The 26,456-nt window shown below is 69.5% G+C and carries 24 protein-coding genes and 1 pseudogene; 12 read left to right on the plus strand and 13 right to left on the minus strand.

Annotation, left to right across the window (positions count from 1 at the left end):
- Positions 1-14 precede the first annotated feature (14 nt).
- On the minus strand, positions 15-452 hold the full coding sequence (locus ABH920_RS17525) for a DUF2000 domain-containing protein (RefSeq protein ID WP_370350068.1): 438 nt from the start codon (positions 450-452) through the stop codon (positions 15-17).
- Positions 453-607: 155 nt separating this feature from the next.
- Here ABH920_RS17525 and ABH920_RS17530 point away from each other — a divergent pair, with 155 nt between their 5' ends.
- Entirely contained in the window at positions 608-1,060 is a 453-nt protein-coding gene (locus tag ABH920_RS17530; protein ID WP_194908649.1) for an Lrp/AsnC family transcriptional regulator, read from the plus strand.
- A 45-nt stretch (positions 1,061-1,105) separates the two neighbouring features.
- Here the strand turns inward: ABH920_RS17530 and ABH920_RS17535 are convergent, their stop codons facing one another.
- Together ABH920_RS17535 and ABH920_RS17540 are read right to left on the minus strand one after the other, a co-directional pair.
- A complete protein-coding gene (locus tag ABH920_RS17535; protein ID WP_370350069.1) occupies positions 1,106-1,771 on the minus strand; it encodes a DUF4097 family beta strand repeat-containing protein in 666 nt (221 codons plus the stop codon).
- 253 nt (positions 1,772-2,024) lie between these two features.
- On the minus strand, positions 2,025-2,345 hold the full coding sequence (locus ABH920_RS17540; protein WP_370350070.1) for an EthD family reductase: 321 nt from the start codon (positions 2,343-2,345) through the stop codon (positions 2,025-2,027).
- Between the two features lie 114 nt (positions 2,346-2,459).
- On the opposite strand from ABH920_RS17540, the gene ABH920_RS17545 reads away from it, so the two are divergent.
- Positions 2,460-3,422: a cupin domain-containing protein gene (locus ABH920_RS17545; protein ID WP_370350071.1), complete on the plus strand. Its 963-nt coding sequence runs from the start codon at positions 2,460-2,462 to the stop codon at positions 3,420-3,422.
- A gap of 122 nt (positions 3,423-3,544) precedes the next feature.
- Here ABH920_RS17545 and ABH920_RS17550 read toward each other — a convergent pair whose 3' ends face one another.
- Positions 3,545-4,714 (minus strand): ROK family protein, encoded by a 1,170-nt coding sequence (locus ABH920_RS17550; protein WP_370350072.1) that lies wholly within the window; start codon positions 4,712-4,714, stop codon positions 3,545-3,547.
- A gap of 194 nt (positions 4,715-4,908) precedes the next feature.
- Here ABH920_RS17550 and ABH920_RS17555 point away from each other — a divergent pair, with 194 nt between their 5' ends.
- From ABH920_RS17555 to ABH920_RS17565, 3 genes are all read left to right on the plus strand, one after another.
- On the plus strand, positions 4,909-5,997 hold the full coding sequence (locus ABH920_RS17555; RefSeq protein ID WP_370350073.1) for a cellulase family glycosylhydrolase: 1,089 nt from the start codon (positions 4,909-4,911) through the stop codon (positions 5,995-5,997).
- A 156-nt stretch (positions 5,998-6,153) separates the two neighbouring features.
- A complete protein-coding gene (locus ABH920_RS17560; protein WP_370350074.1) occupies positions 6,154-7,368 on the plus strand; it encodes a sensor histidine kinase in 1,215 nt (404 codons plus the stop codon).
- A complete protein-coding gene (locus ABH920_RS17565) occupies positions 7,365-8,051 on the plus strand; it encodes a response regulator (RefSeq protein ID WP_370350075.1) in 687 nt (228 codons plus the stop codon). The genes ABH920_RS17560 and ABH920_RS17565 overlap by 4 nt, the downstream gene beginning before the upstream one ends.
- Here the strand turns inward: ABH920_RS17565 and ABH920_RS17570 are convergent.
- Positions 7,994-8,335 carry a hypothetical protein gene (locus ABH920_RS17570; RefSeq protein ID WP_370350076.1) on the minus strand — a complete coding sequence of 114 codons (342 nt, stop codon included), beginning with the start codon at positions 8,333-8,335 and terminating at the stop codon, positions 7,994-7,996. The two genes, ABH920_RS17565 and ABH920_RS17570, sit on opposite strands and share 58 nt — an antisense overlap.
- A gap of 165 nt (positions 8,336-8,500) precedes the next feature.
- Between ABH920_RS17570 and ABH920_RS17575 the strand changes: the two genes are divergently transcribed.
- A complete protein-coding gene (locus tag ABH920_RS17575; protein WP_370350077.1) occupies positions 8,501-8,767 on the plus strand; it encodes a hypothetical protein in 267 nt (88 codons plus the stop codon).
- Positions 8,768-8,900: 133 nt separating this feature from the next.
- Here the strand turns inward: ABH920_RS17575 and ABH920_RS17580 are convergent, their stop codons facing one another.
- Both ABH920_RS17580 and ABH920_RS17585 read right to left on the minus strand, forming a co-directional pair.
- Positions 8,901-9,392: an inorganic diphosphatase gene (locus ABH920_RS17580; protein WP_370350286.1), complete on the minus strand. Its 492-nt coding sequence runs from the start codon at positions 9,390-9,392 to the stop codon at positions 8,901-8,903.
- 36 nt (positions 9,393-9,428) lie between these two features.
- Positions 9,429-10,847, minus strand: a complete 1,419-nt coding sequence (locus ABH920_RS17585; protein WP_370350078.1) for a cellulose binding domain-containing protein — start codon at positions 10,845-10,847, stop codon at positions 9,429-9,431.
- Between the two features lie 295 nt (positions 10,848-11,142).
- On the opposite strand from ABH920_RS17585, the gene ABH920_RS17590 reads away from it, so the two are divergent.
- From ABH920_RS17590 to ABH920_RS17605, 4 genes and pseudogenes are all read left to right on the plus strand, one after another.
- Positions 11,143-12,186, plus strand: a complete 1,044-nt coding sequence (locus tag ABH920_RS17590; RefSeq protein ID WP_370350079.1) for a lytic polysaccharide monooxygenase — start codon at positions 11,143-11,145, stop codon at positions 12,184-12,186.
- 73 nt (positions 12,187-12,259) lie between these two features.
- Positions 12,260-13,168, plus strand: coding sequence for a hypothetical protein (locus ABH920_RS17595; RefSeq protein WP_370350080.1), 909 nt, complete (start codon positions 12,260-12,262; stop codon positions 13,166-13,168).
- On the plus strand, positions 13,168-14,388 hold the full coding sequence (locus ABH920_RS17600; protein WP_370350081.1) for a cellulose-binding domain-containing protein: 1,221 nt from the start codon (positions 13,168-13,170) through the stop codon (positions 14,386-14,388). The genes ABH920_RS17595 and ABH920_RS17600 overlap by 1 nt, the downstream gene beginning before the upstream one ends.
- Positions 14,389-14,459: 71 nt before the next feature.
- Positions 14,460-16,473: pseudogene (locus ABH920_RS17605) on the plus strand (cellulose binding domain-containing protein).
- A 57-nt stretch (positions 16,474-16,530) separates the two neighbouring features.
- Here the strand turns inward: ABH920_RS17605 and ABH920_RS17610 are convergent.
- A complete protein-coding gene (locus ABH920_RS17610) occupies positions 16,531-18,357 on the minus strand; it encodes a condensation domain-containing protein (RefSeq protein WP_370350082.1) in 1,827 nt (608 codons plus the stop codon).
- Positions 18,358-18,601: 244 nt separating this feature from the next.
- Between ABH920_RS17610 and ABH920_RS17615 the strand changes: the two genes are divergently transcribed.
- Positions 18,602-20,296: a carboxylesterase/lipase family protein gene (locus tag ABH920_RS17615; protein ID WP_370350287.1), complete on the plus strand. Its 1,695-nt coding sequence runs from the start codon at positions 18,602-18,604 to the stop codon at positions 20,294-20,296.
- Between the two features lie 480 nt (positions 20,297-20,776).
- Here the strand turns inward: ABH920_RS17615 and ABH920_RS17620 are convergent, their stop codons facing one another.
- Positions 20,777-21,253 carry a nuclear transport factor 2 family protein gene (locus ABH920_RS17620; RefSeq protein WP_370350083.1) on the minus strand — a complete coding sequence of 159 codons (477 nt, stop codon included), beginning with the start codon at positions 21,251-21,253 and terminating at the stop codon, positions 20,777-20,779.
- 83 nt (positions 21,254-21,336) lie between these two features.
- Between ABH920_RS17620 and ABH920_RS17625 the strand changes: the two genes are divergently transcribed.
- The gene (locus ABH920_RS17625; RefSeq protein ID WP_370350084.1) at positions 21,337-21,909 is read left to right on the plus strand and encodes a TetR/AcrR family transcriptional regulator; all 573 of its coding nucleotides are present in this window, start codon (positions 21,337-21,339) and stop codon (positions 21,907-21,909) included.
- Between the two features lie 18 nt (positions 21,910-21,927).
- Here ABH920_RS17625 and ABH920_RS17630 read toward each other — a convergent pair whose 3' ends face one another.
- From ABH920_RS17630 to ABH920_RS17645, 4 genes are read right to left on the minus strand one after another with little or no spacing between them, the layout of a single operon-like run.
- Complete coding sequence (locus ABH920_RS17630) at positions 21,928-22,815, minus strand: phytanoyl-CoA dioxygenase family protein (protein ID WP_370350085.1); 888 nt, start codon at positions 22,813-22,815, stop codon at positions 21,928-21,930.
- Positions 22,808-24,607, minus strand: coding sequence for an IucA/IucC family siderophore biosynthesis protein (locus tag ABH920_RS17635; RefSeq protein ID WP_370350086.1), 1,800 nt, complete (start codon positions 24,605-24,607; stop codon positions 22,808-22,810). The genes ABH920_RS17630 and ABH920_RS17635 overlap by 8 nt, the downstream gene beginning before the upstream one ends.
- Entirely contained in the window at positions 24,604-25,155 is a 552-nt protein-coding gene (locus ABH920_RS17640) for a GNAT family N-acetyltransferase (protein ID WP_370350087.1), read from the minus strand. The genes ABH920_RS17635 and ABH920_RS17640 overlap by 4 nt, the downstream gene beginning before the upstream one ends.
- On the minus strand, positions 25,152-26,456 hold the full coding sequence (locus ABH920_RS17645) for a lysine N(6)-hydroxylase/L-ornithine N(5)-oxygenase family protein (RefSeq protein ID WP_370350288.1): 1,305 nt from the start codon (positions 26,454-26,456) through the stop codon (positions 25,152-25,154). Before ABH920_RS17645 ends, ABH920_RS17640 begins: the two co-directional genes overlap by 4 nt.

Genomic DNA, 26,456 nt, shown 5'->3' on the forward strand with positions numbered 1-26,456 from the left:
TCGGCTGGTTACCGTTACCGGTACAGCGGCAGGCTTCCGCTCAGCCGCTGTACCGCCTTCTTCGCACCGACCACGGCGACGCCCACATACACGTGGTCCTCGGCCGAGGTGACCTCCATCGACTCGATGTACGTGCCGTAGTCGCGGGCCGCCTGCGCGGCGGAGGTGAAGTCGACGAGGAAGACGTCGGGTTCGGCCAGCGCCTTGGCCACGATGCCGTGCAGGGCCTGCGCGTCGGCCTTGAGGATCGGCAGCGGGACCTCGGTGATCGCGGCGTGCACCTGGCCGTCGCGGTCCTTGACCTCCGGACCGAGCGCGCTCTGGCCGTAGGCGTCGCCGATCGAGAGCGCCAGGACGGCCGCGGCGTTCATCGCCAGGCCGGTGGGCAGCGCGTCGTCGATGACGATCGCGCACTTCTCGAAGCGGGGGAGGGTGTTCTCGGGCGACGGCATGCGGTACTCCTCGCGGGGCTGGGCGCCGGCCGGCAGTCGGTGTTCGCGCCGTTCGGGCGAACCAGTGCCGGATCTGAGGGCCGACAGTAGCCGCTGGTGCGCTCCGATCGCTCAAGATCCGAATTAAGTTCTGCTAGGTTGCCGGAGTGACCGATCTGGACGCCATTGATTCGGCGCTGCTGGCGCTTTTGCAGAACGATGGCCGGCGCACGAACCGTGAGCTGGCCAAGACGCTGAACATCGCCCCCTCGACCTGTCTGGAGCGGATGCGCTCGCTGCGCCGCCGCGGGCTGATCGTCGGGTATCACGCGCAGGTGGACCTGGCGGCCATCGGCCGCACGCTGCAGGCGCTGATCGCGGTGCGCGTGCGGCCGCCGAACCGCGCGGTCATCGACGGGTTCCGGGCTTTCGTCGAGGAGCTGCCCGAGGTGCTGTCGGTGTTCGTGGTCTCCGGCGGCGACGACTTCCTGATCCACGTCGCCGTGAAGGACACCGACCAGTTGCAGGCGCTGGTGCTGGACAAGCTCACGCGGCGCAAGGAGCTTGCGGACGTGCGGACGTCGCTGGTGTACGAGCATCTGCGCAAGACCGAGATCGCGCCGCTGTGAGGCTGTCGTAGGCTTCACGCGCCTTGCACGCTTCACGCACCGCCGTCACAGGCTGACGGCCGTGATGTCGCCGCTGGACGTGGTCGCCTTGATGGTCAGGGCGGCCGTGGCGCCGACGCTGTTCGTCAGCGCGTTGATGATGCGGCCCTGCGTCGTACCGGCGTCGAGGGTGGCCGAGACACCGCTGGCGGCGTGCACGGACAGGTTGCCCATGTCGGTGCGCAGCTCGACGGTGCCGGTGACGGCCTCGGCGATGGTGATGTCGCCCATGCCGTTGCGGATGCGCGCCGGTCCGGTCAGGCGTCCGACGGTGACCTCGCCCATGTGCATCGTGAGCTGCGCGCTGGCCGCCTCGGCGAGGTCGATGGCGCGGTATCCGCCCTCGAACGCGACGTCGCCGAGCCGCCCGGTGCCGTAGAGCTCGGCGGCGCCGGCCTTGCCCTGGACTCGTGAGCCGGCGGGCAGATGGATCGTCACGTCCACGGAGCCGGTGCCGAGGTAGCGGTTGGTCTCGACCGTGGTGACGCGCAGGACGCCGTCTTCGAACTCGATCGCGGTCTGCTCGACGGCCTTGACGTCCCGCTTCTTCGAGGCCTGCACCGGCAGCACCTCCACGGTGGTCTCGGCGCGCTCGCCGGCGATCAGCCGGACCCGGCCCGCCGGGATGTCCAGGACGACGGAGATCGGGGCGGGGGTGGCGAAGGTGGTCATCGTGGTCTCCCTGGTCTGGCTGTCTGCTTCGCGGGCCGCTGCGGCCCGCTGTCGTGTCTCCACTTTCGGCGGGCGTGCTGACACGGAACTGACTCGGCGCTGACAGGACTGACTCGGCGCTGACAGGGATGCTGACATGACTGACTCGGTGGTATTCTCGCCGCTGAATATTCGCAGTTCAATGTGGGGAAAATAATCGTTGCCGGGGCCCGAAGAATCCGGCCCCGGCAACGATTAAGAATCACCTACACGCTCAGTCTTCTTCGAGCACTTCCGCGAAGGCGATGATCACGCCGCCGGTGGCGTGCTGCTTCGTGGCGCCGACCAGCGGACCGGCCTCCGCGGCGGCGGCACTGGCCGCCGCGTAGTCCGCGAAGTACAGGTCCAGCAGGCGGTATGCCGGGGTGGGGCTGCCGTCCTCCTTCGGCCAGACCTTCGCCGCCTCCAGCCGGCTCAGGCCCGGGAGCTTGCGGGCCAGCGCGAGCTGGTCGGCGTAGGCGGCCTCGAAGGCGTCCGGGTCGGCGGGATTGGAATAGATGAAGCTGATTTTGGTGGAGTTGCTGTACTCGGCCATTATGACCTCCCGTTATGGTGGCGGTAATCGACGTGCGCGGGCCGGATTTGATGTGGCGTATGGTGGTCCCGCTCACTGTTCGTCGAGAATATTTCAGAGGAATGGGCAGCGACCATGACCGCCCCGCCGGAAAACCTTGCAGATCGTCCAGCCACGCCGGACGGCCAGCCCCACGACCTGCTCTCGGAACTGCTGCGGAGCGTCCGGCTGAGCGGTGAGCGGATCGTCGCGTACACCCCGCCGCCGTCGTTCTCGATCGGGTTCGCCGACCGGGGGAGTCTGCACATCGTCGAAGCCGGCGAGGTCCTGCTGGAGATCGACGGCTACCCGCACGCCGAGCACCTGCGCCGCGGCGACTTCGTCCTGCTGCCCCGCGGCGACTCGCACTCGATCAGCGACGCCGGCGGAGGCGCGCACGCCCTCGCGCTCGCCGACGGAGCGGCGGACGACGTCCCCGAACCCGCGCGCTGGCTCTGCGGCACGTTCACCATCGGCGACCCGCAGGCCAGCCACCTGCTCGGCAGCCTGCCGGCGGTGATCATCCTGCGCGGCTCCGGTGGCTCCGGCGGCCCGGACCTGGAGGCGCTCGAAGGACTCGAAGTCGCCCGCCGCATGATCGTCCTGGAGATGCAGTCGCCGTCGCAGGGCTCCGCAGTGATGGTCTCCCGCATCCTGGACCTGATCTTCATCCAGATCATGCGCACCTGGGCCTCCGGCGCCGACGCCGAACCCACCTGGCTGGCCGGCGCCTTCGACCCGCAGATCGGCCTGGCCCTGAGCGCCATCCACCGCGAACCCGGCCACGACTGGACAGTCGACGAGCTGGCACGCGCCAGCAACCTGTCCCGCTCGGCATTCGCGGCACGCTTCGTGGCCCGGGTGGGCAAGCCGCCGGCCACGTACCTCGCGCACGTCCGCCTGGACGCCGCCACCACGCTGCTGCGCGACACCCTCCTGCCGGTCACGCACGTCGCGGAGAGCGTGGGCTACGCCTCGGAGGCCGCATTCAGCCGCGCGTTCAAGAACCGGTACGGCACGCCGCCGGCGCGGTGGCGGCGGGATGTTCGGTTCCGCTGAGGGCGCGCGCTTCGCGGCGTGCGCGACTGGCCAGCGCGTGCGCCGCGTTGAGCATCCACGCCGAGCAAGGCCGTCGTGGCTCTCACACCGTCAGACGAGACGTGGGCGCGGAACTCAGCGCCTCACCCCCGCTGCCGTGGCGCGGCGAGCGGCGCCGCCAGCACCACGCGCGCAGCGCTGGCCGCGATCAGCTCGTCGTCCCACGGCCGCACCTCGATCGTGGTGTCGCGGACGCAGGGCAGCAGGTGGTCCAGCAGGACCGCGTGCATCGGTTCGCCGAGCAGGTCCCACAGTGCCGTGATCTCGCCGATGACGACCACGCTGCGCGGCCCCAGCAGGTTCACCACCCCGGCCAGGGCTCGGCCGAGCAGTGTCGCCGCCGTCTGCAGTAGCGCCACAGCCGCCGGGTCGCCGTTGCGGGCGGCTGTGCCGAGGTCATCGAGGTCTGATGCGGCCGGCAGGATGCCCGCGTCGTGCGCTCTGCGCAGCAAGGCCTCTGTGCTCACCAGCGATTCCAGGCACCCGCGGTTGCCGCACACGCACACCGGTCCGTCGGGCTGCACCGGCATGTGCCCGAACTCGCCGGCGGCGCCGAGGGCGCCTCGGTACGGCGCGCCGTCGAGCACCATCCCGAGGCCGATGCCCTGGCCGATGGCGGCGAGCAGGAAGTCGGCCTCGTCTGCTCCGGGGCCGTAGAGGCGTTCGGCGGCCGTCACCGCGCTGATGTCGTTGTCCACGAACACCGGGACGCCCAGCGCCTCGCGGAGCCGTGCGGCCAGCGGCAGGCCGTTCCAGCCCAGCCGTACCGACATCCGCAGGGTTCCGGTCTCCGGGTCGACGATGCCGGGCACCGCGACTCCGACTCCGGCCAGTGGCAGTCCGCGGTGCCGGGCCTCGTCGATCTCCGTGCGGATCAGGGTGATGAGAGTCTGGAGTGCGTCCGGGGCGGCCGGGTCGAAGGTGTGGCGGAAGCTGTGCACGACCTCGGCGTCCAGCCGGCAGGTGACGCCGGTGACGTGCTCGTGCGCGACCTGGATCCCGATGGTGTGCGCCGATTCGGGGACCAGTGCGAGGGGGATCGAGGGACGTCCGCCGCCCTGCGACGGCCGCGGCGCTTCTTCCACCAACAAGCCCTCGGCGAGCAGCCGCCGCGTGCCCTGCGTGATCGTCGCCGGGCTCAGGTCCAGCAGCTCGGCGATCTGCGCGCGGCTGAGCGGGCCGCGCCGGGCCAGCAGCGCGAGCACCGCGGTGCGGGTCATGTCCCCGGAGACGAAGCCCGCGCCCCACCGCATATCAACCGCTTTCTTCGCCGGACGGCCCCGCGCCACGTCGTCGGCCGTGCCGGGCGCACTGATGGGGAAGCTGATGGGGGAATCGTAGTGGTCCGGGCCGGGCGGCGTGCCGGGCCGCCCCTTGACAGTGCGTTCGCTGCGGCCCTAGCTTCCGTGCAGTTAATTTACACCCGAATTAATTGAGGGAGTACCTGATGCGTCATCCCCTCGTGCGTTTCCGGCGCACCGCTTCGGTCATCGTGGTCGGCGTGCTCGCGGCCACCGTGACCAGCGGGTTCGCCGCCTACGCCGCCGCGAGCCCGGCTCCGGCCGCCCCGGCAGCCGCCGCCGGCGCGGCCAAGGGCGCCCCGCCGAGCAGTTTCCACGGTGTGAACTGGGCCGACCCCCGCGACAACTACGCCAGCGACGCCGTCGTGCCCAGCGGCCTGAGCGTCACCGACGACTACCGCACCGTCTACCGCGTCACCCAGAAGATGGTCGACGGCTTCCGCGCCAACCTCGGCGCCGACACCCTGCGCCTGCCGATCAACCCGGCCAGCGTCGGCACCGCCTGGTGGAACTCCTACCGCGCGACCATCGACGCCGCGACGGCCTCCGGCGACAAGGTGATCCTCAGCTACTGGGAGGCGCCGACCCCGAAGAACGGCAGGATCGACGACGTCGCCGCCTGGAACACCATGTGGGACACCGTCACCGCCGCGTACCGGACCAACCCGCGCGTCTACTTCGAGCCGATGAACGAGCCCTTCGGCTACACCCTCGACGAGTGGGTCCAGGTCTGCACCGGCTGGCTCGCCCGGCACGCCGACGTCCCGCGCGACCACGTCGTCATCTCCGGCAGCGGCTACAACGACAACGTCACCGGCGTCGGTGCCGCCCCGGCTCTGAACGGCACGCTGCTCTCGCTGCACTTCTACGGCTACTGGGCCAGCTCCACCACCGAGGCGGACTGGATCAACAACCTGCTTCCCCGCATCGGCGGCTACGCCTACCGCACCATCATCGACGAGGCCGGCTCCCCGATGACCACCGGCCTGAACTACGGCGCCCACAACGGGAACCAGTACACGTCCTACTTCGCCGCCGTCACCGACACCGCCCGCGGCATGGGCATGGGGATGGTCTACTGGCCGGGCCTGCGAACCGGCGACTCGTACTCGATAGAGAGCCTGGATGCCAAGGGGCGCCTGCAGAACAACAACGCCAGCGGTGTCAGCCAGCTGAAGTGGGGCTACGGCTTCGGCGCCGTCCCGCCGGTCAACGAGCAGCCGGCGTCTCGTTGAGGATTGAGCCGCGCTGAGGGCCAATGCCCGCCGTGGCAACTACGATGAATGAAAGCGTCGTCGGACACTCATATCAGCTGTGGAGTCTCATCGGCGGTCGAGTGAAACCGACGACGCGTCATCGGGCAGGCACGGCGAGATCGGGTGGAAGCGCCAGTGACGGCTGGTGTCGAAGACGGCCTTCATATCGAGAGGCACGTCGGTGCGGTCCTGACCGCGGTCGCGGTCACGGCCCGGGCCGTCGCGCTGGTCTGCGCGGTCATCAGCCTCGTCGTCGGGCTGCGCGAGGGACAGTTCGCGCACGTCCGACTCGCCGTCGCGGCCTACGCGGCGGTCGGGTCGTGGGCGCTGGTGTACCTGGCACGGGCTCGCGGCGGCCCGCCGGCCCTTTGGATCAGCGCGGTCGACGTCGGGCTCCTGGCCGCCGCGTTGATCACGCTGCGCGTCGCCGGCGGCGCCGGCTACTTCGACGACGTCAGCAACTCGGCGCTGGAGCCGTTCGTGTCCGCGGCCCTGGTCGGGGTGGCGATCCACGCCTCGACCCGGCAGACGCTGGCGGCCTGCGCGGTCCTCGGCCCGGCGTACCTGGCGACCGTCATCACCCGGCTGTCGGTCGCCGACGTCGGCAACGCGCTCGGCGACCTGGCCTGGCAGGTCGGCATCGCGCTGGTCTGCCTGACCGGCGCGCGCCGTCTGCACCGGGCCGCGGCCGCCGTGAGCGCCGGCGCGCGGTCGGTGCTCGCCGAGCGGGAGCGGCTGGCCGAGGACCGGGGCCGGGATCTGGAGCGCCGCCGCCAGCACCGGGACCTGCGGCGGCGTCATCTGGAGCTGCACGACGGCCCGCTGGCGCTGCTGACCGCCATGTCCCGGCCCGCGCCGGTCGGCCATCCCGACGCCCGGGTGCGGGAGCGGTGCGCGGCGAACGCCGACCTGCTGCGCGGTCTGCTGAGCGAGAAGGACGACTCCGGCGGGGAATCAGTGCCCGAACTCCGCCTCGCGCTGGTCGGCACCGGGGCCGACTGCGCCGCGCTCGGTCTGCGGGTGCGCTACCAGTTCGGGGCGCTGCCGCCGGGGCTGCCGGAGCCGGTCGTCGAGGCCTTGTGCGGGGCGACGCGCGCCGCGCTGAACAACGTCCTGGCGCACGCCGGCACCCGCACCGCCTGGGTGACCGTCGAGGCCGCGGGCGACGACCCGGAGGCGGTGACCGTGGACGTCGTCGACCGCGGCTCCGGGTTCGACCCCGGCACGACGCCGGCCGGCGTGGGCCTGCCGACGGCGATCGCCGGCCGGATGGCCGAGGTCGGCGGGGCGGCCGGGGTGGACAGCGTGCCGGGCCACGGGACCTGGGTCCGGCTGCGGTGGCCGGCGTGATCCGGGTCGCGGTGGTCGACGACGACCGGCTCGCCCCGGCGGGGATCAGGGCCCTGCTGGCCGCGCAGCCGGACATCGAGGTCTGCGCGGTGCACACGAGCCTGGCCGGGCATCTGGCCGCCGGGGTCGAGGCCGACGTGGTGCTGCTGGACCTGCTGCTGCAGGACGGCGTCGCCCCGGCCCGCAACATCGCGGCGCTGGTGCGCGCCGGCCGCACGGTGCTGGTCATGTCCGTGCACGCCGACCACCGGGAGGTCTGGGCGGCGATGCAGGCCGGCGCCTGCGGCTACCTGGTCAAGGACGACGATCCGGACCAGCTCGCCGACGCCATCCGGACCGTGCACGCCGGCGCCGTGGCGATCACGCCGGAGCTGGCCTTCGTCATCAGCCTCAGTCCGCCGGTGCTGTCCCCGACCGAGCACCAGGTGCTGCTGTTGCGCAGCCGCGGCCACACGTACGAGGCGATCGCGCACCGGCTGAGCGTGGACAAGTCCACGGTCGCCACGCTGCTGCGGCGGGCCGGGGACAAGTTCGCCAGGCGCGCCGCCGATACCGCCACAGCCACGGTTGTCGCCACCGCCACCGCCACCGCCACTTCCACCGAGCCTGCCGCCGGAACGCCGTCTCAGCCCTCGATGACGTCCAAAGCCCGCACCGCCTCGGCCAGGCACCGGATCCCGTAGTCGAGCCGCCGGAAGTAGGTGGCGCGGCTCAGGTGGACGCGATGCGCGGTCACGTCGTGCCCGGTGCTCCGTCCCAGGTAGTACAGCCGCAGGATCTCGGCGGCCTCCTGGTCGACCGGCGAGGCGGAGCCGGCCATCGCGTCGATCTCGGTGCGGACGAAGGCGTTGACCGCCTGCAGCGACCCGAGCCCCGGCCAGGTCTCCAGCAACCGGTCCGACGGCCGCCGCGGATTGCGCAAGTGGGTCAGGACCCTGCGAACCGCGCTGAACAGAGCGTCTTCCACGCTTTCATCGTCCGGCGGGCTGCCGGGGGCGGCAATGTCGCACCGGTGTGACAACCGGGCTGTCCGGCATGAGACGAATGTGAGACTCACCAGCGTTCGGCCGGTGCCTTAATGATTCGAGCCGCCCAGGTCGAGCGGTACGCCTAGATCACGACAGGAGTCTTCATGCGGATCAGGAACGCCATCGCCGCCGCAGCGGTGCTGGCCGCAACGATCGGGCCGGTTGTCGCGGCCTCGACGGCGAACGCCTATGACCACGGCTGGAAGTGCACCGGCTACGGCGACGGCCCGACGCCTCAGGCGGCGCACAAGGCGGCCATGGAGGACATGATCGGCAACGTGACGGTCGGGAAGTGGATCTACACCGACGGCCAGAACGCCGACGGCTCGTACTGGGAGCTGATCTCGGCGGACTGCGTCGCCGTCAACTAGTCGCCAGGTCCGTTGTTCATGCGGTCCGTAGAGCAGTGAAGCCTGCCGAACGCCGGACACAGGGTCCGCTGGCGCTCGGCAGGCTGTTGCGTCTCGCCGCCGCGCTGAGCGCACGGCGTATTAGGCTGCTGCCTTATTCGGGTGCTGCTTCACTGCGGCGCCGGCGGTCGGCGGCGATGACCGCCTCGGCCGCGGCGCGGTCGGCCCAGCTGCCCGGTTGGGCCTGCCGACCGGGCTCGGTGTCCTTGTAGATGTCGAAGAAGTGTCCGATCTCGTCCAGCCGCTCCTGGGCGACGTCGGCCAGATCCTGGACGTCCGCGTAGCGCGGGTCGCCCGCCGGGACGCACAGGATCTTGTCGTCGACCCCCTTCTCGTCATGCGAGCGGTAGACCGCCACCGGCCGGACGGCCACCTCCACCCCCGGGAACGCCGGCTCGTCCAGCAGCACGATGGCGTCCAGGGGGTCGCCGTCCTGGGCCAGTGTGTCGGGGATGTAGCCGTAGTCGGCGGGATAGCTGGTCGAGGTGAACAGCTGCCGCTCCAGGCGGATGCGCCCCAGGCGGTGGTCCATGACGTACTTGTTCCGGGAGCCGGCCGGTATCTCGATCACCACGTCGAATCGCATCATGGTCTTCACGTCGAACGCGGTACCCGGAGGAGGTCAGGTGGAAACGCAAGAAATTCTACTGAGCGGTTGATTCGCTCCGTTGACGACCATGCCCCAGGAGGTCGAGGCGCCCGGCGCCAAGGATCCGTTGTAGGACACCGAGTTCGCAGTGACCGCCTGGCCGGATTGTGTTGCGGTCACGTTCCAGGAGTTCGCGATCGTCTGCGTTCCGGCGAAGGAGAAGCGCACCGCCCAATCGGAGGTCGCGGCCGTCCCCGTGTTCGTCACGGTGAACGCGACCTGGTAGCCGCTTGACCAGGAGCCGGTCACCGAACTCGTCACCGAGCATCCCGCGCCGGCGCTGGAACTCGGCGTGGAACTCGGCGTGGAACTCGGGCTCGAACTGGGGCTTGAGCTCGGCGTGGAACTGGGGCTAGAGCTCGGCGAACTCGGCCCCGAACCCGGCGATGTCGTATACGCCACCTGCGTATATGCGGCGCTGCAGTTGCTCCCGCACGACGAAGGCAGCGAGAAGCTGTACACCTGACCGCCGTTGATGAGGTTGTCGGAGGCGTCGGTCACCCGGATCTGGTAGCTCGACCCGGCGGCCACCGTCGGCCCGATGATGTACGCCTGCCCCATGTCGCTGTCCATCGTCGCCGCGACCCACGTCCCGTTCGCCGACAGGTACTGCACGCCGTGGATCCCGTTCGCCAGGTGCGACACCGAGATCGCCGGCCAGTACACCTGAGCGCCCTGGATGAACCCGATGTTGATGTCGCCGCTGTAGTTCGGTGCGTTGATGAACTGCCACGTCACCTGGCGGTTGTTCCAGTGGTCCAGCAGGTCGCCGACGGCGGCGCCGTTCAGCTGGAAACGGTTGACCGAGTCGGTGTGCAGGTCGATGTGGTACGGGTCGTCGCGGCACCAGGCGTTGGAGTCGCCGCAGCTGTCGGCGACCAGCATGTTCAGCGTCGCGCCGTTGTACTTGTCGGCGACCCACGAGCCGTTGCGGCAGAAGGGCTCGTTCTGCGCGCCGTCGTTGGTGCCGGTGCAGAAGTCGCCGATGCTCACCTTCACCCACCGGCCGCAGTTCAGGCCGTTGTCGAACATGCCCAGGACGCCGGCCTGCGACGGCGGTACCGGACGCGGGAACTGGCCGTAGTTCCCCGGCGTGTTGAAGACGTTCAGCGCGATGAAGTCCTGCGAGTCCAGGTTCGCCTGCGGCAAGCCGCATCCGCCGTACGGCGCGCCGAGCCCGTCGAAGTGGGTCGCGTTGCCGGTCACCGGGCTCGGGGTGCCGCCGACGCCGAGCGCCTGCGCGGGGCTGCTGGCCAGCGCCGCGGCCAGCGCGACGAGCAGCGCGGCGAGCGCGGCCAGGGCGGTGTGCAGGACGGCGCGGCGGCGGCGCGCCTGGCGTGCCTGGCGTGCGCGGCGCGGGCGGAACGGTGGAGCTGGTCTGGTGTGGCGCACGGTGGCGGCTCCCCTCAGTAGATCTCGGCAGTCGCATGGTCTGCCGGAGGGTCGAAAAGCGTCAAAGCCCTGCGACACCGCCCCAGGTCGCAGCCGCTCCGGCACGAAACTTTCGGGTAACGGCCGGCGAGCCGCTGCGCGCGCCGTCGTACTAGTACGGGCTCTGACATGCCCGTTCGATTTCGTTCGACGAACCGGCCGTCCGACCCCCTCCGGCGGCTCGCGTAACGGTCCGCGTCGCCAGAGCTACGCTCCGCCCGACACAGTCCGCCACATCTGTGGAAAGGCGAGCGATGTGAGCAGAAAGATCCCCAGGAAGCTGGCCGGCGTGCTGCTCGCGCTGGCCGGCCTGATCGGGACCATTACCTTCGCGCCGCAGGCTTCGGCGCATGGCGCGATGATGATCCCCGGAAGCCGGACCTTCTTTTGCTACGAGGACGGCCTGACCTCCACCGGCCAGATCGTCCCGCAGAACCCGGCCTGTCAGGCGGCGGTGGCCCAGAGCGGGACCACCCCGCTGTACAACTGGTTCGCCGTCGGCAACCGCAGCGGTGCCACCAGCGGCGGCACAGTCGGCTTCATCCCCGACGGGAAGCTGTGCAGCGGCAACAGCAACTACTACGACTTCTCAGGGTTCGACCAGGTCAACGCCGACTGGCCGGTCACGCACCTGACCTCCGGCGCGGGCATCACCATCAACTACAACCGGTGGGCCGCGCACCCCGGGACGTTCAGCCTCTACATCACCAAGGACGGCTGGGACCAGACCAAGCCCCTGACCTGGGCCGACCTGGAACCGGCGCCGTTCTCGACGATCACCAACCCGCCGAACACCGGCACCGTGGCCACGTTGCAGAGCTACTACTCGTGGAACGCGACGCTGCCCGCGAACAAGACCGGTCGGCACATCATCTACTCGGTCTGGGCCCGCTCGGACAGCCCCGAGACCTTCTACGGCTGCTCCGACGTGGTGTTCGACGGCGGCACCGGCCAGGTGACCGGCATCGGCGCGACGGCACCGCCGCCGCCCTCGGTGCCGTGCACGGCCACGTACTCCGTGACCAACTCCTGGAGCGGCGGGTTCCAGGCCCAGATCACGGTGACGAACCCGACCAACAGCCCGATGAACAAGTGGACGGTCGGCTGGGTGCTCGCTGACGGCGAGAGCGTGGTCAGCGCGTGGAACGGGACGCTGTCGCAGTCCGGGTCGCTGGCGACGATGAAGTCGGCGGACTGGAACGCGCAACTCGCGGCCGGGGGCAGTACCAACTTCGGCTTCGTGGCGAATCAGACCACTGCTCCGACACAGCCGGAAAGCCTGTCCTGCACGAGTCCGTAGCGCAGCCGAGGCGGCGCGGCCGGGATCGAGCCGGCCGCGCCGCCGCCCGCCACCTCTGATGAAGGGTCCTGTCATGGCCGCGCTTCGACGCGCTCTGATATCGGCTGCCGCCGGGTGCCTGCTCGTGGCCGGCCTCGCGGCGTGCAGCCACTCGGCGGCTCCCAAAAGCATGAGCGGTATGGACATGAACGGCATGAACGGCATGAACATGGCTGGCTCCGGCGATGACATGCCGGGGATGGGAGAGCCCACCGGCCCGAAGATCGCGGCCGCGGTGGCCGCCGACAACGGACTCCACGGCGCTGTCGGCGGTTACTCCTACGTCGTCGATTCGGCCGCGCCGTTCACGTTCCACATCACCGGCCCGAGCGGTAAGACGGTCACCCGGTTCCAGCCCTACGAAGGCCAACTGTTGGTGTTCTACCTGGTCCGCAGCGATCTCGGCGACTTCCGTCAGCTGACGCCGTCGATGCGCGCGGACGGCACCTGGACCGTGCCGCTGTCGGCGCTGACGCCTGGTTCCTACCGCACCTACATCACGTTCGCGGCGCCCGATTCCAGCGCCGGGACGCCCTTGTCGTACTCGTTGTCCCAGCCACTGACCGTCCCCGGTAGCGCGACCGTTTCGGCGCTGCCCGCCGCGTCCGAGACGACGACCGCCGACGGCTACACACTCCGGCTCACCGGATCGCCGCATCAGGGGGCTGCGACCGACCTCGGGGTCGCCGTCGCCAAGAACGGAAAGCCGGTCCAGCAGTTCGACCGGCTCCTCGACGGCTACGTACACCTGACCGCCTTCCACGCCGGCGACGCGGCCTTCGCCCGAGCGCTGTCCACCGGACGCTCCGCCGGTGGCGCGGCCGGCGCCGGCGACCTGACGGCGACGATCCAGTTCCCCGAGTCCGGGGTGTGGCGGCTGTTCGTCCAGTTCGAGACGTCGGGTGCCGAGCACACGGCGGCGTTCACGGTGGAGGTGCCCTGATGTCCCGCGATCACTCGTGGCTGCGCAGTATCCGCGTCCTGGTCGTCGTGGCGGCGGCGGTGCTGGCGATGTCGGCCATGTTCGTGCTCGGATCCCGGCCGGCCGCGGGCGCCGGGACCGGCTGCACGGTCGCCTACCAGCCGAACCAGTGGAGCACCGGATTCACCGCGAACGTGACGGTCACGAACGGCGGTCCGGCGGTCAGCGCCTGGACCGTGACCTGGTCGTGGACCGGGAACCAGCAGGTCACGTCGGGGTGGAACGCGCAGGTCGGCCAGAGCGGGCAGCAGGTCACGGCCGCCAGCGAGCCCTACAACGGATCCGTCGCGGCCGGGGCGACGGTCGCCTTCGGATTTCAGGCCACGTATTCGGGGACGAATGCCGCCCCGGTGAACTTCGCCTTCAACGGTGTGTCGTGCGGCGGCCCCGGGTCGCCGAGTTCGACAAGTTCGCCGAGTTCGCCGTCCAGCTCACCGTCGACTCAGCCTTCCAGTCAACCCTCCAGTCAGCCGAGCAGCGGACCGTGCCCGGCCGCCGCGGTGTTCTGCGACGGCTTCGAGAATCAGACCTCGACCACGCCGTCCGGCCGATGGTCGGTCGTCACCCCGAACTGCTCCGGCACCGGAACCGCCGCGATCACCACCGCGCAGGCGCACTCTGGGACCAAGTCCCTGGAGATCAACGGCCGCGGCACCTACTGCGACCACGTCTTCGCCGGCGACACCACCGACCTGGCCGCCGCCGCGCCGACCTGGTACGTCCGCTTCTGGATCAAGCACACCGCGCCGCTGCCGACCGACCACACCACCTTCCTGGCGCTGAACGACTCCGCGCACGGCAACACCGACCTGCGGCTCGGCGCGCAGAACGGCGCGCTGATGTGGAACCGGCAGTCCGACGACGCCACGCTGCCCGACCAGAGCCCGGCGGGCGTCGCGCAGAGCGTCGTCCTGCCGACCGGCGCCTGGGAGTGCCTGGAGTTCTCCGTGGACGGCACCAGCGGCCAGATCCACACCTGGTACAACGGCAGCCCCGTCCCGGGCCTGACCGAGGACGGCGTGTCGACCCCGAACCTGGATGACCAGTGGCTGGCCGGCACCGGGGCGTCGTGGCGTCCGCAGCTCACCGACCTGAAGCTCGGCTGGGAGAACTACAGCAGCGGCGACGACACGCTGTGGTTCGACGACGTGGTGCTGAGCACCGGCCGGATCGGCTGCTGAGAGAGCTTGCATATCAGCCTATTGAAATCTGATCGAAGGGAGTCATTACTTTGAGAGTATGGAGACCGGGTATGGCGCTCGCGGCCGGCCTGCTCACCCTCACCACAGCGGTTGCCGCCGCCCCGGACGGAACCGCTGCGGCGGCCACGGCCCCGCAGGTGAACGTCACGGTCAACACCCTGGAAGGCCTCGGCACCATCCCGGCCACCGGCTACGGCCTGAACAGCGCGGTCTGGGACAGCCAGATGAACGCCCCGGCCGTGCAGAACCTGCTCGGCCAGGCCGGGATCGGGATGCTGCGCTATCCGGGCGGTTCCTACGGCGACATCTACAACTGGCAGACCAACACCGCGCCCGGCGGCTACGTCGCGCCGGGCACCGACTTCGACTCCTTCATGGGCACCGTCAAGACCGTCGGCGCCCAGCCGATCCTGATCGCCAACTACGGCACCGGCACGCCGCAGGAGGCCGCCGACTGGGTCCAGTACGCCAACGTCACCAAGGGCTACGGCGACAAGTACTGGGAGGTCGGCAACGAGAACTACGGCAACGGCTACTACGGCGCCGACTGGGAAGCCGACAACCACAGCAGCAAGAGCCCGACCACCTACGCGCAGAACGTCATCCAGTACAGCAAGGCCATGAAGGCCGTGGATCCCACGATCAAGGTCGGCGCCGTGCTGACACTGCCCGGCAACTGGCCGGACGGCGTTGTGGCCTCCGGTGACGCGGCGGACTGGAACCGTACCGTGCTGCTGGTATCCCAGCGCCAAGGACGCCGCCGGCACCATGGCCACGCCGGCCCAGCTGCCCGGCGAGCTCAGCCAGCTGCGCAGCGAGATCACCGAATACGCCGGCTCCGGCGGCTCCAGGCTCGGCATCGCGCTCACCGAGATGAACGGCAGCTTCGACCAGGACACCCAGCCCGACGCCCTGTTCGGCGCGGACGCCTACTTCACGGCCCTGGAACAGGGGGTCTTCACGGTCGACTGGTGGAACACCCACAACGGGGTCGGGACGATCAGCACCGCGCCCGACGGCGCCACCGACTACGGTGACGGGGGAGTGCTCTCCAGCGGCGGTTGTACGGGCTCGGTCTGCGAGCCGGCGGTGAACACGCCGTTCCCGGCCTACTACGCCATCAGCATGCTGAGCAAGCTCGGCCGTCCCGGCGACCAGATGGTCAAGGCCGGCACCGACCAGCAGCTGGTCGCGGCGCACGCGGTGCGGCAGGCGAACGGGAATCTGGCCGTGATGCTGGTGAACAAGGATCCTGCGAACACCTACACCGTGAACCTGCACTACGCCGGCTACACGCCGAGCACCGTCACGCCGACGGTTTACACGTACGGCGACGAGGCCACGTCGATCACCTCGGCGGCGCAGGGCAGCAGCGCGGTCCAGACGCTGGCGCCGTACTCGATCGAGACCGTCGTCCTGACCCCGTCCGGCAACCCCGTCAGCACCCTGACGGCGCCGGGCTCGCCCTCGGTCTCGCAGGTCACCGACACACAGGCGACCGTCAGCTGGTCCCCGTCGGCCGGCGGCGCGGCCACCCGCTACGAGGTCTACCGGCAGTTCGGCACGACCAGCGAACTGCTCGCCGAGTCGACGTCCACCTCGGCGACGATCGGCAACCTGGTCCCCGGCAGCGGCTACACCCTGAACGTGCTGGCCACCGACCGGAACGGGAACCTGTCGCCGCCCTCGGACCCGGTCGCGTTCACCACCGGGACTCCGGCGAACAGCACCTGCGCCGTGACCTACCAAGTGACGACAGGCTGGGGGAACGGCTACGTAGCGGCGCTCACCGTCACGAACACCGGGCCGAGCCCGATCGACGGATGGTCGCTCACCTTCAGCTTCCCCGGGACCGGTGAGACCCTGGGCTCCGGCTGGAACGCGAACTGGACCAGCAGCGGGCAGAACATCGAGGCCACCAGCCTGAGCTGGAACGCGAACCTGGCGCCCGGCGGCGGCAACTCGGCCAGCATCGGGCTCGTCGGGAACAACGACGGCGCCTATCCCTCGCCGGCGGCGATCAGCCTGAACGGCACCGTCTGCACTACTACATACAGCTCCTGACAGCTTCCGCGAGACGCAGAGCTGCCGAGGCCGGTGTCTTCGACCTCGGCAGCACTGTCAGGATTTCGATATTCCTGTACTGAGATTCGGCTGGAGCGCCGCCTCGACCGCGACCTGTTCGATCTCGCGGACCAGCTGCTCGATCTGCGCCGGCGACATACCTCGGGTGTCCGCCTCGACGATCAGGCTGAGCGCGTCCGGGCCCTCGTCGACGTGCAGGAACAGCCGCTCCACCGGGTCGTTGCGGCGCTGGACCCACTCGAAGCGGCCGGCGGCGCGCGCCTTCGCGTACTCCTCGGCGGTGGCGGGCTCGGTCGGCTGCGGGGTCGCCGATCCCGTCGGGGCTTCGGCGTCCGCGGGGCTCGGCGAGGTCATCGTCGTGGCGCGGCGGTCGTTGAAGAACGAGGCGATGTCCAGTTCGGCGCCGCGCTCCTGGCCGATCTCCTCGATCAGCTCATTGAGTCGCTTCGGGTCGAAGTAGCTGTGTTTGAGGGCGTTCATCGCGGCGGATCCCGCGCGGTCGATGACGTCCTCGACGGTCGAGTCGGCGACGTCGAGCAGGACCAGCCCGGCCTGGGCCGCGTGGCAGGTCACGTCGGCCAGCTGGTGCCGGAAGCGGTTGCCGATGACCGGCCGGAACAGGACCGGGTGCACGCCGGTGACGTGCGCCAGCGCGATCGCGTAGACCGCGAAGATCACCCGCGTCTGGTCGGCGCCGGTGCGTTGGCCGAGCGCGGCCAGGGCCGGGCGCAGCGCGGGGGAGTGGTACTCGGCGCTCCAGTAGCGCGGGCGGCGCGGGTCGTCCGACGGCGGGAAGGTCGGGGTCGGCATCACCCGCAGGATGTCGGTGAAGTGTCGCAGGGTCCTGTCGCTGTGGCGGAGGCCGGCCGGGGAGGTTTGCCAGCTGGTCTGCTCCAACTGCTGGAGCCCCGACGGCGGGGTGCTGGCGCGCACGGCGACGTCGCGGAACATGACCTCGGCCCCGCCGCCGTCCAAGGCCAGGTGGTGCATGGCGACGGCCATCCGGGTCGCCTCGCCGTCCTGGCGGACCACGGCCATCCGGACCGGCCATTCGGTGCGCAGGTCGTAGGGCGTGTACTGGTAGTGGTCCGAGATGGCGGCGGCGAGGTCGTCGGCGGCCTGGGCGCCGGGCGGCGCGTCGTAGATCTCGAGGTGGGTGGTGCCGGAGGACAGGAGCTCCTGGTGCGGGTTGCCCTGCGCGTCGAAGCGCAGGAAGGTGCGCATCGAGGGGAAGCGGGTGTGCAGGTAGGCGAGTTCGTCGGCGACGGCCTCGACCGTGGTCCCGGCTTCCAGCGGCCGCCATCCGCCCAGCGGCAGCCAGTTGCCCTGGCGGGTCATGGACTGCCAGATCTCATGTTGGCCCCAGGTCAGGGCCGCGACGCCGGCGGTGTCGCCGGCGAACTCCACCGGGACGCGCTCGTCGGGCCGCGGCACCGGATCGGGGTCGGCGCCCAGGCCGGGCAGCCGCGCGCCGGCCATCTCCAGGATCTGGTGCTGCCACGTCCGGACCCGGTCGTCGGCGAGCCGCTCCGGCGGGAGGTCGCGGTCGGCGCCGAGCACCAGGATGCGGCGGATCGTCGCGAGCTCGGTGGCGGTGAACGCGGGCCCGATGGCGGACTCGTGGTCGTCGTCGGGGTCGACGCCGGGCTGCAGGACCAGCAGGACGTCGGTCTGCACGCGGCCGCGCAGGCGTGCCGAGGCGACGAGGCAGTCGCGGATCTGCGGTGCGACCGTCAGGATGCGTTTTTCGAGCGTTTCGGGGTGCAGCTGCTGGCCGTCGTCGAGGTCGACCGGGTCATGGAAGGCGAATACGGGCTCTGAGTCCGGGGTGCGACCACTGGCTTGCTGCGAGCCAAGATGCATAGGCCAACACATATCATTCACATAAGCTGCCGGGGAATAGAACTCCCGATTGTGGGCGGTTGCGCAACCGCTCCACCCCCGGGGTGGAGGGGCGTGGTCCACCTGCGGGGCTGGGCCCCCCGGGTGGAGATCCGGACTTCCACCCGCGCGCCGATGCCCGCGCGGGTCCTCGATCGCCAAGCTGGGACGGCCGGGATCATTCGGGCCCCGGCGTCGGTACGAAGGGGATTGCTTCGTGTTCCACATGACCTTGAGGGGGCGGACGCGGCTGGTGGCGGCTGCCGCGGCCTTGGTGGTGGGCGGCGGGTTGCTGGGTGCGGTGGGGCCGGCGGCGGCTGCTTCGGGTGGTGCTTCCGGCAGCGCGTCCGGCAGTGCGTTCGGTAGCGCGTCCGGCGTTTCGGCCGCGTCTGACAGCCGTGATTGCCGTGTCAGTACTTCGCTGGGGCGGGTGCAGGGCGTGGCCGAGGGGGCGACGTGCGCGTACCTCGGCGTGCCGTACGCCGCGCCGCCGACCGGAGCTCGGCGCTTCCTGCCGCCGGCGCCGCCCACGCGCTGGCGTGGCACGCTGGCGGCGACCACCGCGAAGCCGGGCTGTCCGCAGGATCTGAGCGGCGGTGGCGGCGGCAGCGAGGACTGTCTGTACACGCAGATCTGGCAGCCGCACTCCGGCGGCGCGAACAAGCCGGTGCTGGTGTTCCTGCACGGCGGCGCGGACGAGTTCGGCTCGGCGGGCGAGCCGGTGTTCGACGGCTCGGCGCTGGCGGCGCGCGGGAACGAGGTCGTGGTGAGCGTCGACTACCGGCTCGGGATGCTCGGCTGGACCGAGCTCGGCGGCCTGGACCGGCGCTACGCGGGGTCGGGCAACAACGGGCTGCGGGACGAGATCGCGGCGCTGACGTTCGTGCAGCGGCAGATCCGCGGCTTCGGCGGCGACCCGCGCGACGTCACGGTGTTCGGCCAGTCGGCGGGCGCCGTCTCGATCTCGGCGCTGCTGGCCGGCGACCACCCCGAGCGCCTGTTCAAGCGCGCGATCGTGGAGAGCGGCCCCGGGTACCTGGTGCACACGCAGCAGTACGCGGACGACGCCGCGAACCACCTGCTGAGCACCGGGAACATCACGAGCGTCGCGCAGCTCGACGCGATGAGCACGCAGCAACTGCTGGAGCTGCAGAGCAAGGCACAGCAGGGGGTGTCAGGGCTCGCCGACGCGCTGTTCTTCGGCCCGTCGATCGACGGCACGCTGATCCCGGGCCCGGTCACGGACCGCATCGCGGCGGGCAGCGCCCGCAACGTCGACCTGATGGTCGGCACCACCGAGAACGAGACGGACTACTGGGCCCTGTTCGCGCCGCAGGTCCTGGACCTGCCGCTGTCGGCGTACCGCAGCTTCCCGGCGGTACTGGCGGCGCAGAAGCAGCAGATGTTCGACCGCTACGCGGCCGACCGCCCCGGCCTGACCCAAGGGCGCGTGGTGAACGCGATGCTCACGGACCAGATCTTCCGCGTCCCGACCCTGCGCATGGCCCAGGCCCAGGCCAAGTGGCGCCCGACGTACGTCTACCAGTTCGACTGGCACGTCCCCTACGCCGCAGGCGCCCCAGAGGCGCAGAACCTCGGCGCGATGCACACCGAGGAGGTCCCCTTCGTCCTGGGCAACCTCGACATCAGCGACTACCCCCGCGGCGCCGCCACCCTGGCCGCCGAGCGCCCCCAGCTGACAACCCTGTCGGACCACATGATGGCCGCCTGGTCAGGCTTCGCCCGCACCGGCCACCCCGGCTGGCCGAGCTACACGCCGGCGACGCGCGCGACGAAGATCTGGGACGTACCGGAGCGCGTGGCGGACGGACCGCAGGAGGCTGAGCGGGGGATGTGGGACGGGTTCTCGTTCCCGGCTTGGGACCTGGAGCCTTGGAGCAGCACGCCGGCGAAGAGCTGAGATCGGGGAGCGGCAGGCGGCTGCGACTTCGGTGGCCGCCGCTGCCGCGCGCGACGGGTCATGATGCCGGCGCCGGAGCACGAGCCGGCGCTGCGAAATGCTGGAGTATCGCGGGGCGACTGGCTGGCTTGGCAGTGCCAGCGGGCTGGTGGAGTAGTTGGTCGGCCGGGCTCGCGGCGGCGGGCGTCGCTGCGAATGCTGGAGCATCGCGGGGCGACCGGGTGGCTTGGCAGTGCGAGCAGGCTGGTGGAGTAGTTGGTCGGCGGGGCTCGCGGTGGCGGGCGGTGCTGTGAATGCTGGAGCGTCGCGGGGTGACTGGTTGGCTTGGCAGTGCCAGCAGGCTGGTGGAGTAGTTGGTCGGCCGGGCTCGCGGCGGCAGGCGTCGCCAGTGCTGTTGCTTGGCGAGGCGACCGGGTGGCCGGGTGAGCCATGTCGCTGCGGCGCGAAGCGGTCGGCCGAGCCGGTGCCGGTGCCGCGTGCCTATTGCCAGGGTGCCGACGGCCGGATGTCGGTCCAATCCACCATCAGGCGGCGTTCGGCGAAGAGCCAGCGGCCGTCGGGCTGCTTGGTGAAGTGGTCGAGGTAGCGGATGCTGGCGATCATGAGGGTGCGGGTGCCGTCTTCGTTGACGGTCAGGTGGTGGGCGATGCAGTAGCTCTCGCCGGTGGCGGTGTCGCCGGTGAGGGTGATGGTGCTTTGGCCGTTGAAGTGCGTGGTGGCGGCGTAGGCGTTCAGGGCGTCGAAGACCGGGGCCAGGGCTTCGCGGCCGTGGAGTTCCTGGGTGGGCTCCGGTGCCTTGACGTCCATGTAGACCAGGACGTGCGAGTCCTCGGTGAACAGGGCCATCTGGCCCTTGGCGTCGCGGCGGTCGGCGCAGTGGGCGTAGGCGTCCACGAGTTCGCGGATGGCCAGGCGGTCGGCCGCTTCGGCGGGGGAGAGTGTCGCTGGGGATGTCATGGTGGATCCCTTCGTGCAACTATTTGACACATGTATAGAAGCAAGTGCGGGGCCGTGGCGCAAGCCGGGGAGCGCTGAGCACTGTGGCCGGGCGTACCGATCCGCGTGTCAGCCGCACGAATGAAGCCCTGACCAGCGCGATCGTAGAGCTGGCGGGGCAGCGGCCGGTCTCGCGGGTCACGGTCGCCGAGTTGGCCGCTCGCGCCGGGGTGACGCGCGCGACCTTTTACAACCGCTACGCCAGCCCCCTCGACCTCCTCGTCCAGGTCCTCGAAGCAGACCTCGAACTGGGCCACGCGAGGGAAGGTGCGCTGCGTGCCGAGGGCGGTCACACGTTTGCGGAGCTGCTGCGCATGTCGGTCGCCGAGGTCGCGGAGCACGTCGAGCGCTTCCGCCCGATCTACCAGCACGCGCTCGGTGACCCGGCCGACCACGGCGTCTACGCCGCGCTGGTCCGCCATTTCACCGATTACGCGCTCGACTTCATGCAGCGCTCGACGCACCCCGACGCCCCGCGCGCCAACCACGCCATCGTCGCGTCGTTCGTGGCGCATGGATTCGCGGGCGCCATCGAGGCATGGCTCGCCGATGATGACGTGACCAGGGAAGACCTGGTGGATGCCGCCATCGCGTGCGCGCCGGCGTGGTGGAGCTGACAGCTGCGACGGTGAGGGTTAAAGCGGCTTGATCATGATGGCGTGGCCGTCGCGGCGCGAGGCGATGATGCGGCGGCCCGGAGCGAGGTCGGATGTCAGAAGGTCATCGAGCGGAATTCGGGCGCCGGTACTGCTGCGGAGAAGAGTCGAGGCATCCACGCCGAGCGTCACGATGCCACTGTCCTCGCTCGCGATATGCACCGAACCGGCGTCCACCGCAGTGATCCGCCCGACGACCGCCGCCGGAGCCGCCGGATCCTGGAACCGCACGTCGATCGAAACCCGCACCCCGTCAGGAGACCGATTCGGCAGGCCGGTGTGGGCCAAAGCTTCGTGCATGAGAACCACATCGCCGGGTTGGTAGTCGGCGCGCAGCCACGAATCATCCAGCGTTGGAAGAGAACCAGCGGGCAAGCAGCCCCCGCGATGACTCCCCCGAGCCACCGCCAACCCCCCGAGCTCCACCCCGATCGCCATCAGCGGAATCCACGCCGTGGTCATCGCAAAGCCCGGATTCAGCAGCGCGTCCTGATGCACCTGCGTCACGCCGCCCGGCGGCATGATCCGGTACCGCGCCAGCGGAATGAAACCGACCGGCGCGCCGGCGATCGCCGCGAAGAACGCCGCCACCGCCGGAACCGCGACCAGACGCTCCCACAACTGCTGCGAGTTCAGCGCGTCCTGGAGCTCACTGTCGACCGAAGCCGTCAAAGCCCTGCCAGTCCACGCCGACGAGGCGTCGAGGAACCGCTGCTCGACGAGCGTGCGGACCACCTGCTCGGCCGTGGCCCGCACCGCAGCCGCATCAAGCACGCCCCGAAAGAACAGATACCCCTCATCCGCGAACAGCGCCCGAAGCCGCACCCGATCCCCGAGCAGCCCGTTCGCCACCCGCATCTCACCCATCGAGCGGATCTCGACGGAATCGAGCCACTGGATTCTCCAAAGTCCCGACCAGCTGCAACGCCCCGGAGGGATCGCTGAGATCTACCATCTGTTGGTTGTTCCGCAACTGAAGCCGATTCAGACAGGACAACGCGAAATCTGGCGCGAAAAGGTCGAACCGCCGAAACTCCGCAGCCAGCTGGGGCATCGAGTCCTGATACGCCTGCACGCACTCCGCGACCGTGCGCCAGAACACGTCCTCGGCCAGCACGCCCCGCTCGCTCAGAACCGCGTTCAGATACCGCAGGAAACAGTCGAACGCATCAGTGAATACCGACAGCAGCCTGACATCCTCGGGCACCTCCACCCGAATCCGCTCCACCCCCGCCGGCAACGGCGTGCCGGCGCTCATCACCGCGATCTCCTCGGCGATGTCCTTGAAGATGACGCGCTCGACGACCCCGCCGTCCAGCACCAGGATGACGTTCTCCCCGTGCGGCATGAACACCAGACCGTACGCGTAGAACGAATGCAGCAACGGCGTCAGATAAGCATCCAGATACCGCCGCAACCACACCTCCGCCGCCAACCCCGACTCCGCGACCAGCGCTGCCGCCAACGACCCGCCCTCGCGATCCACGTGCAGCAGACTCGCCATAGTCGCCAGCCGCTGCCCCGGCTCCACCGCCGGCACCGGACTCTCACGCCACAACGCCGCCAGCATCTTCCGATAAGGCGACGAAGACCCGGTGGCCGCCTCGAAATGACGATGCCGATACCCCACAGCCGCACGCTCGCGAATCACCGAAAGCCGCGTCCGCTTCAGCACCACATCGTCAGCGATCACGCTCGCCAACCAGTCGTTGATCGCCGGTGTCGCCTCCATATAGGCCGCCGAGAGCCCCCGCATGAAGCCCATGTTCAGCACCGACAACGCCGTCTTCACATAATGCTTCGAAGGATCCGTGGCGTTGAAGAACGTCCGAATCGACTGCTGCGCCAGATGCTCGTCGTCCCCGGGACCCAGACACACCAGACGCTGCCGCGCGATATCCCCGGCGAACGTCACCGAAAGCTTGTTCCACCACTGCCAGGGATGCACCGGGATCAGCACATAGTCGTCCAGATCCAGACCCAACCCGGTCATGACGTCGGCGAACAGCCCCAGCAACTCCGAACCCAGCTCAGAACGCATCAGGCTCTCGTACTCAGTATCCGTACACGCCGTGAAAGTCGCATGGTCGCGATGCGCAGCGATCCAGATCAGATGCACCGGACACGCAGCCTCAGGCGCGTACTGCCGGAAATCGTCGACACCGAACCCGATCCGGCCGTTGCCGGCGACGAACGTCGGATGCCCCTCTGTCATCTCCGACTCGATCCGCTGAAAGTCGGCGCGCGCCAACTCCGCCGCGGAGATCGCCGGCTTGCTCAGCTTGTACGCCGTACTCGCCAACGTGGAGCCGATCTCCTCCAGATACACCGGTAGCACCTGATCGCTCAGCCCTAGCGCCCCGCGCATCTCAATGCAGAAGTCCGCCACATCCAGCGGCAGCTGATCCCCGTCGGCAACGCGCACAATGCTTTCCGCATCGACCTGCCAATGATTCAGCGCCAGCACCTTCGCCGAGAATCGGTACTCCACGCTCCCGTCATCGCTGTGCACTGCGAAACCATGTTCGAAGTCTGCCAAAGGGTGCGGAGCGAGAAGCCGCTCATGGGAGAACTCTGCGATCGCCTTGCGCAACAGCAGCCGATTGGCACGCTCCCAGTTCTCAGGGGTCAAATGACGGACTGCGTCGCGCGGGTTCATGAAGTGGCTCCTAGGCGGAGGAGGGCGGAAGTGGCGGCTTGGAAGTCATGCCAGGTGCAGACGCTCAACAGCGCCTGCTTCTCGGGTTTGGCGATCGGCCCGACGACCCGGAATCCGACCGCGGCGTTCAACGCCTGAACTGCGGTATTGCGAACATCCGGCTCCACGACCACCCGCAGCGCGTCCGGATCGGAGAAGATCCAGGCCAGCACAGCGATGATGACGGCCCGCGTGAACCCGTGCACCGGCGTGTCGGTCGGCGCGCACAGAAAATGCATCCCGACGTCGCCGTCTTCGGGCTCGTACAAGCCGACGAGCTCGACGTACCGGGGGTCGTAGCGTTCGGCCAGAAAGGCCGGCGTGCCGTCGACCAGGCCCAGAAACGCCTCGTGATGCGGATGCCGCTCGATCCTGCGGTACTCCTCCCGCACCTCGGCGACGTCGCATCCCTGCATCAGCCAGAACGCCGACTTCGGATGCGTGACCCAACGGTGCAGCATCGCGACCTCGGCGTCGCAGTCCAGATCGAGCGGCCGGAACGTGATCATGTGAGCAGACCGTCCGGTGCGCCGAACTCCTGGAACGTGATGGTCTTCTCCACCGGGTAGTAGTCCCGGCCGAGCATCTCGCTGATGATCCACGAGTTCCGGTACGCTCCCATGCCCAGGTCAGGCGAGGTGATGCTGTGCGTGTGGGTCCCGGCGTTCTGCAGGAAGATCTCGCGGCCGGCGGCGTCGATCGTGTAGTTCCGCGCGACGTCGAAGCGTCCGTTGTTGTCGAAGCGGATGCGGTCGCGGACCGGTTCGAGGAAGTCCGGGAACTGATACCGGTATCCGGTCGCCAGCACCAAGCCCTGCGTCGCGAGGGAGAAGGCGCGGTCCTGCTCCTCGTGATGCAGATCGAGCGTGTACGTGCCGCCGGCCGAATCGTACGAAGCCCCGCGCACCTCGGTGTTCGTCACCAGCCGAGTGGCCACCGGTCCGCGCACGCTCTTGAGGTAGAGCGTGTCGAAGATCTCGTTGATCAGCACCGCGTCGATGCCCTTGAACAAGCCCTTCTGCTCCGCCTCCAGCCGATAGCGAGTCGCCTCCGGCAGCGCGTGGAAGTAGTCGACGTAGTCCGGCGAGGTCATCTCCAGCGTCAGCTTGGTGTACTCCAGCGGGAAGAACCTCGGCGAGCGCGTCACCCAGCTCAGGTGGTAGGTGTCGGTCCCGGCGTCGGCGAGCAGGTCGAGGTAGATCTCGGCGGCGCTTTGGCCGCTGCCCACGACGGTGACGCTCTCCTTGCTCTGCAGAAGTGCTTTGGCGCTCAGGTAATCGGCGCTGTGCACGAGGTCCCCGCCGATCCCGTGACAGGGTTCCGGGATATGCGGCGGCGTCCCGGTCCCCAGCACAAGACGCCGTGCGCGATCCTCGGTGACCACACCGCTGTCGACGCCGACCGACCGGACGACGTAGCAGCCCTCTGCTTCGTCGTAGTCGACCCGCGACACCTTCTGCCCGAAGCGCACGGTGCGCAGCCGCGTCGCGGCCCACCGGCAGTACTCGTCGTACTCGGCGCGCACCGGATAGAAGCTCTCCCGGATATAGAAGGGATACAGCCGTCCCGTCTCCTTCAAGAAGTTCAGGAAGGAGTACGGCGACGTCGGGTCGGCCAACGTCACCAGATCGGCCATGAACGGCGTCTGAAGCGTCGCCGACGTCAGCAGCATCCCGGGATGCCACGCGTAGCGGGCCTCGGGACGGGCTTCCAGGAACAGGCCGTTCAGACCCTCGATCGGCTCGGTCAGACAGGCCAGGCCCAGGTTGTAGGGGCCGAGCCCGATGGCTATGAAGTCGTGCATGTTCAA

The organism is Catenulispora sp. EB89, from assembly GCF_041261445.1.
GTDB lineage: Bacteria > Actinomycetota > Actinomycetes > Streptomycetales > Catenulisporaceae > Catenulispora.

What these genes read in the sequence shown, in the direction of transcription:
- ABH920_RS17610 (WP_370350082.1), bottom strand. Translation starts at nt 18,357, where the DNA reads ATGCATCTTGGCTCGCAGCAAGCCAGTGGTCGCACCCCGGACTCAGAG.
- ABH920_RS17540 (WP_370350070.1), bottom strand. Translation starts at nt 2,345, where the DNA reads ATGGCCGAGTACAGCAACTCCACCAAAATCAGCTTCATCTATTCCAAT.
- ABH920_RS17555 (WP_370350073.1), top strand. Translation starts at nt 4,909, where the DNA reads ATGCGTCATCCCCTCGTGCGTTTCCGGCGCACCGCTTCGGTCATCGTG.
- ABH920_RS17535 (WP_370350069.1), bottom strand. Translation starts at nt 1,771, where the DNA reads ATGACCACCTTCGCCACCCCCGCCCCGATCTCCGTCGTCCTGGACATC.
- ABH920_RS17595 (WP_370350080.1), top strand. Translation starts at nt 12,260, where the DNA reads ATGGCCGCGCTTCGACGCGCTCTGATATCGGCTGCCGCCGGGTGCCTG.
- ABH920_RS17620 (WP_370350083.1), bottom strand. Translation starts at nt 21,253, where the DNA reads ATGACATCCCCAGCGACACTCTCCCCCGCCGAAGCGGCCGACCGCCTG.
- ABH920_RS17545 (WP_370350071.1), top strand. Translation starts at nt 2,460, where the DNA reads ATGACCGCCCCGCCGGAAAACCTTGCAGATCGTCCAGCCACGCCGGAC.
- ABH920_RS17575 (WP_370350077.1), top strand. Translation starts at nt 8,501, where the DNA reads ATGCGGATCAGGAACGCCATCGCCGCCGCAGCGGTGCTGGCCGCAACG.
- ABH920_RS17615 (WP_370350287.1), top strand. Translation starts at nt 18,602, where the DNA reads ATGACCTTGAGGGGGCGGACGCGGCTGGTGGCGGCTGCCGCGGCCTTG.
- ABH920_RS17580 (WP_370350286.1), bottom strand. Translation starts at nt 9,392, where the DNA reads ATGCGATTCGACGTGGTGATCGAGATACCGGCCGGCTCCCGGAACAAG.
- ABH920_RS17635 (WP_370350086.1), bottom strand. Translation starts at nt 24,607, where the DNA reads ATGAACCCGCGCGACGCAGTCCGTCATTTGACCCCTGAGAACTGGGAG.
- ABH920_RS17600 (WP_370350081.1), top strand. Translation starts at nt 13,168, where the DNA reads ATGTCCCGCGATCACTCGTGGCTGCGCAGTATCCGCGTCCTGGTCGTC.
- ABH920_RS17640 (WP_370350087.1), bottom strand. Translation starts at nt 25,155, where the DNA reads ATGATCACGTTCCGGCCGCTCGATCTGGACTGCGACGCCGAGGTCGCG.
- ABH920_RS17630 (WP_370350085.1), bottom strand. Translation starts at nt 22,815, where the DNA reads ATGGGTGAGATGCGGGTGGCGAACGGGCTGCTCGGGGATCGGGTGCGG.
- ABH920_RS17525 (WP_370350068.1), bottom strand. Translation starts at nt 452, where the DNA reads ATGCCGTCGCCCGAGAACACCCTCCCCCGCTTCGAGAAGTGCGCGATC.
- ABH920_RS17550 (WP_370350072.1), bottom strand. Translation starts at nt 4,714, where the DNA reads ATGCGGTGGGGCGCGGGCTTCGTCTCCGGGGACATGACCCGCACCGCG.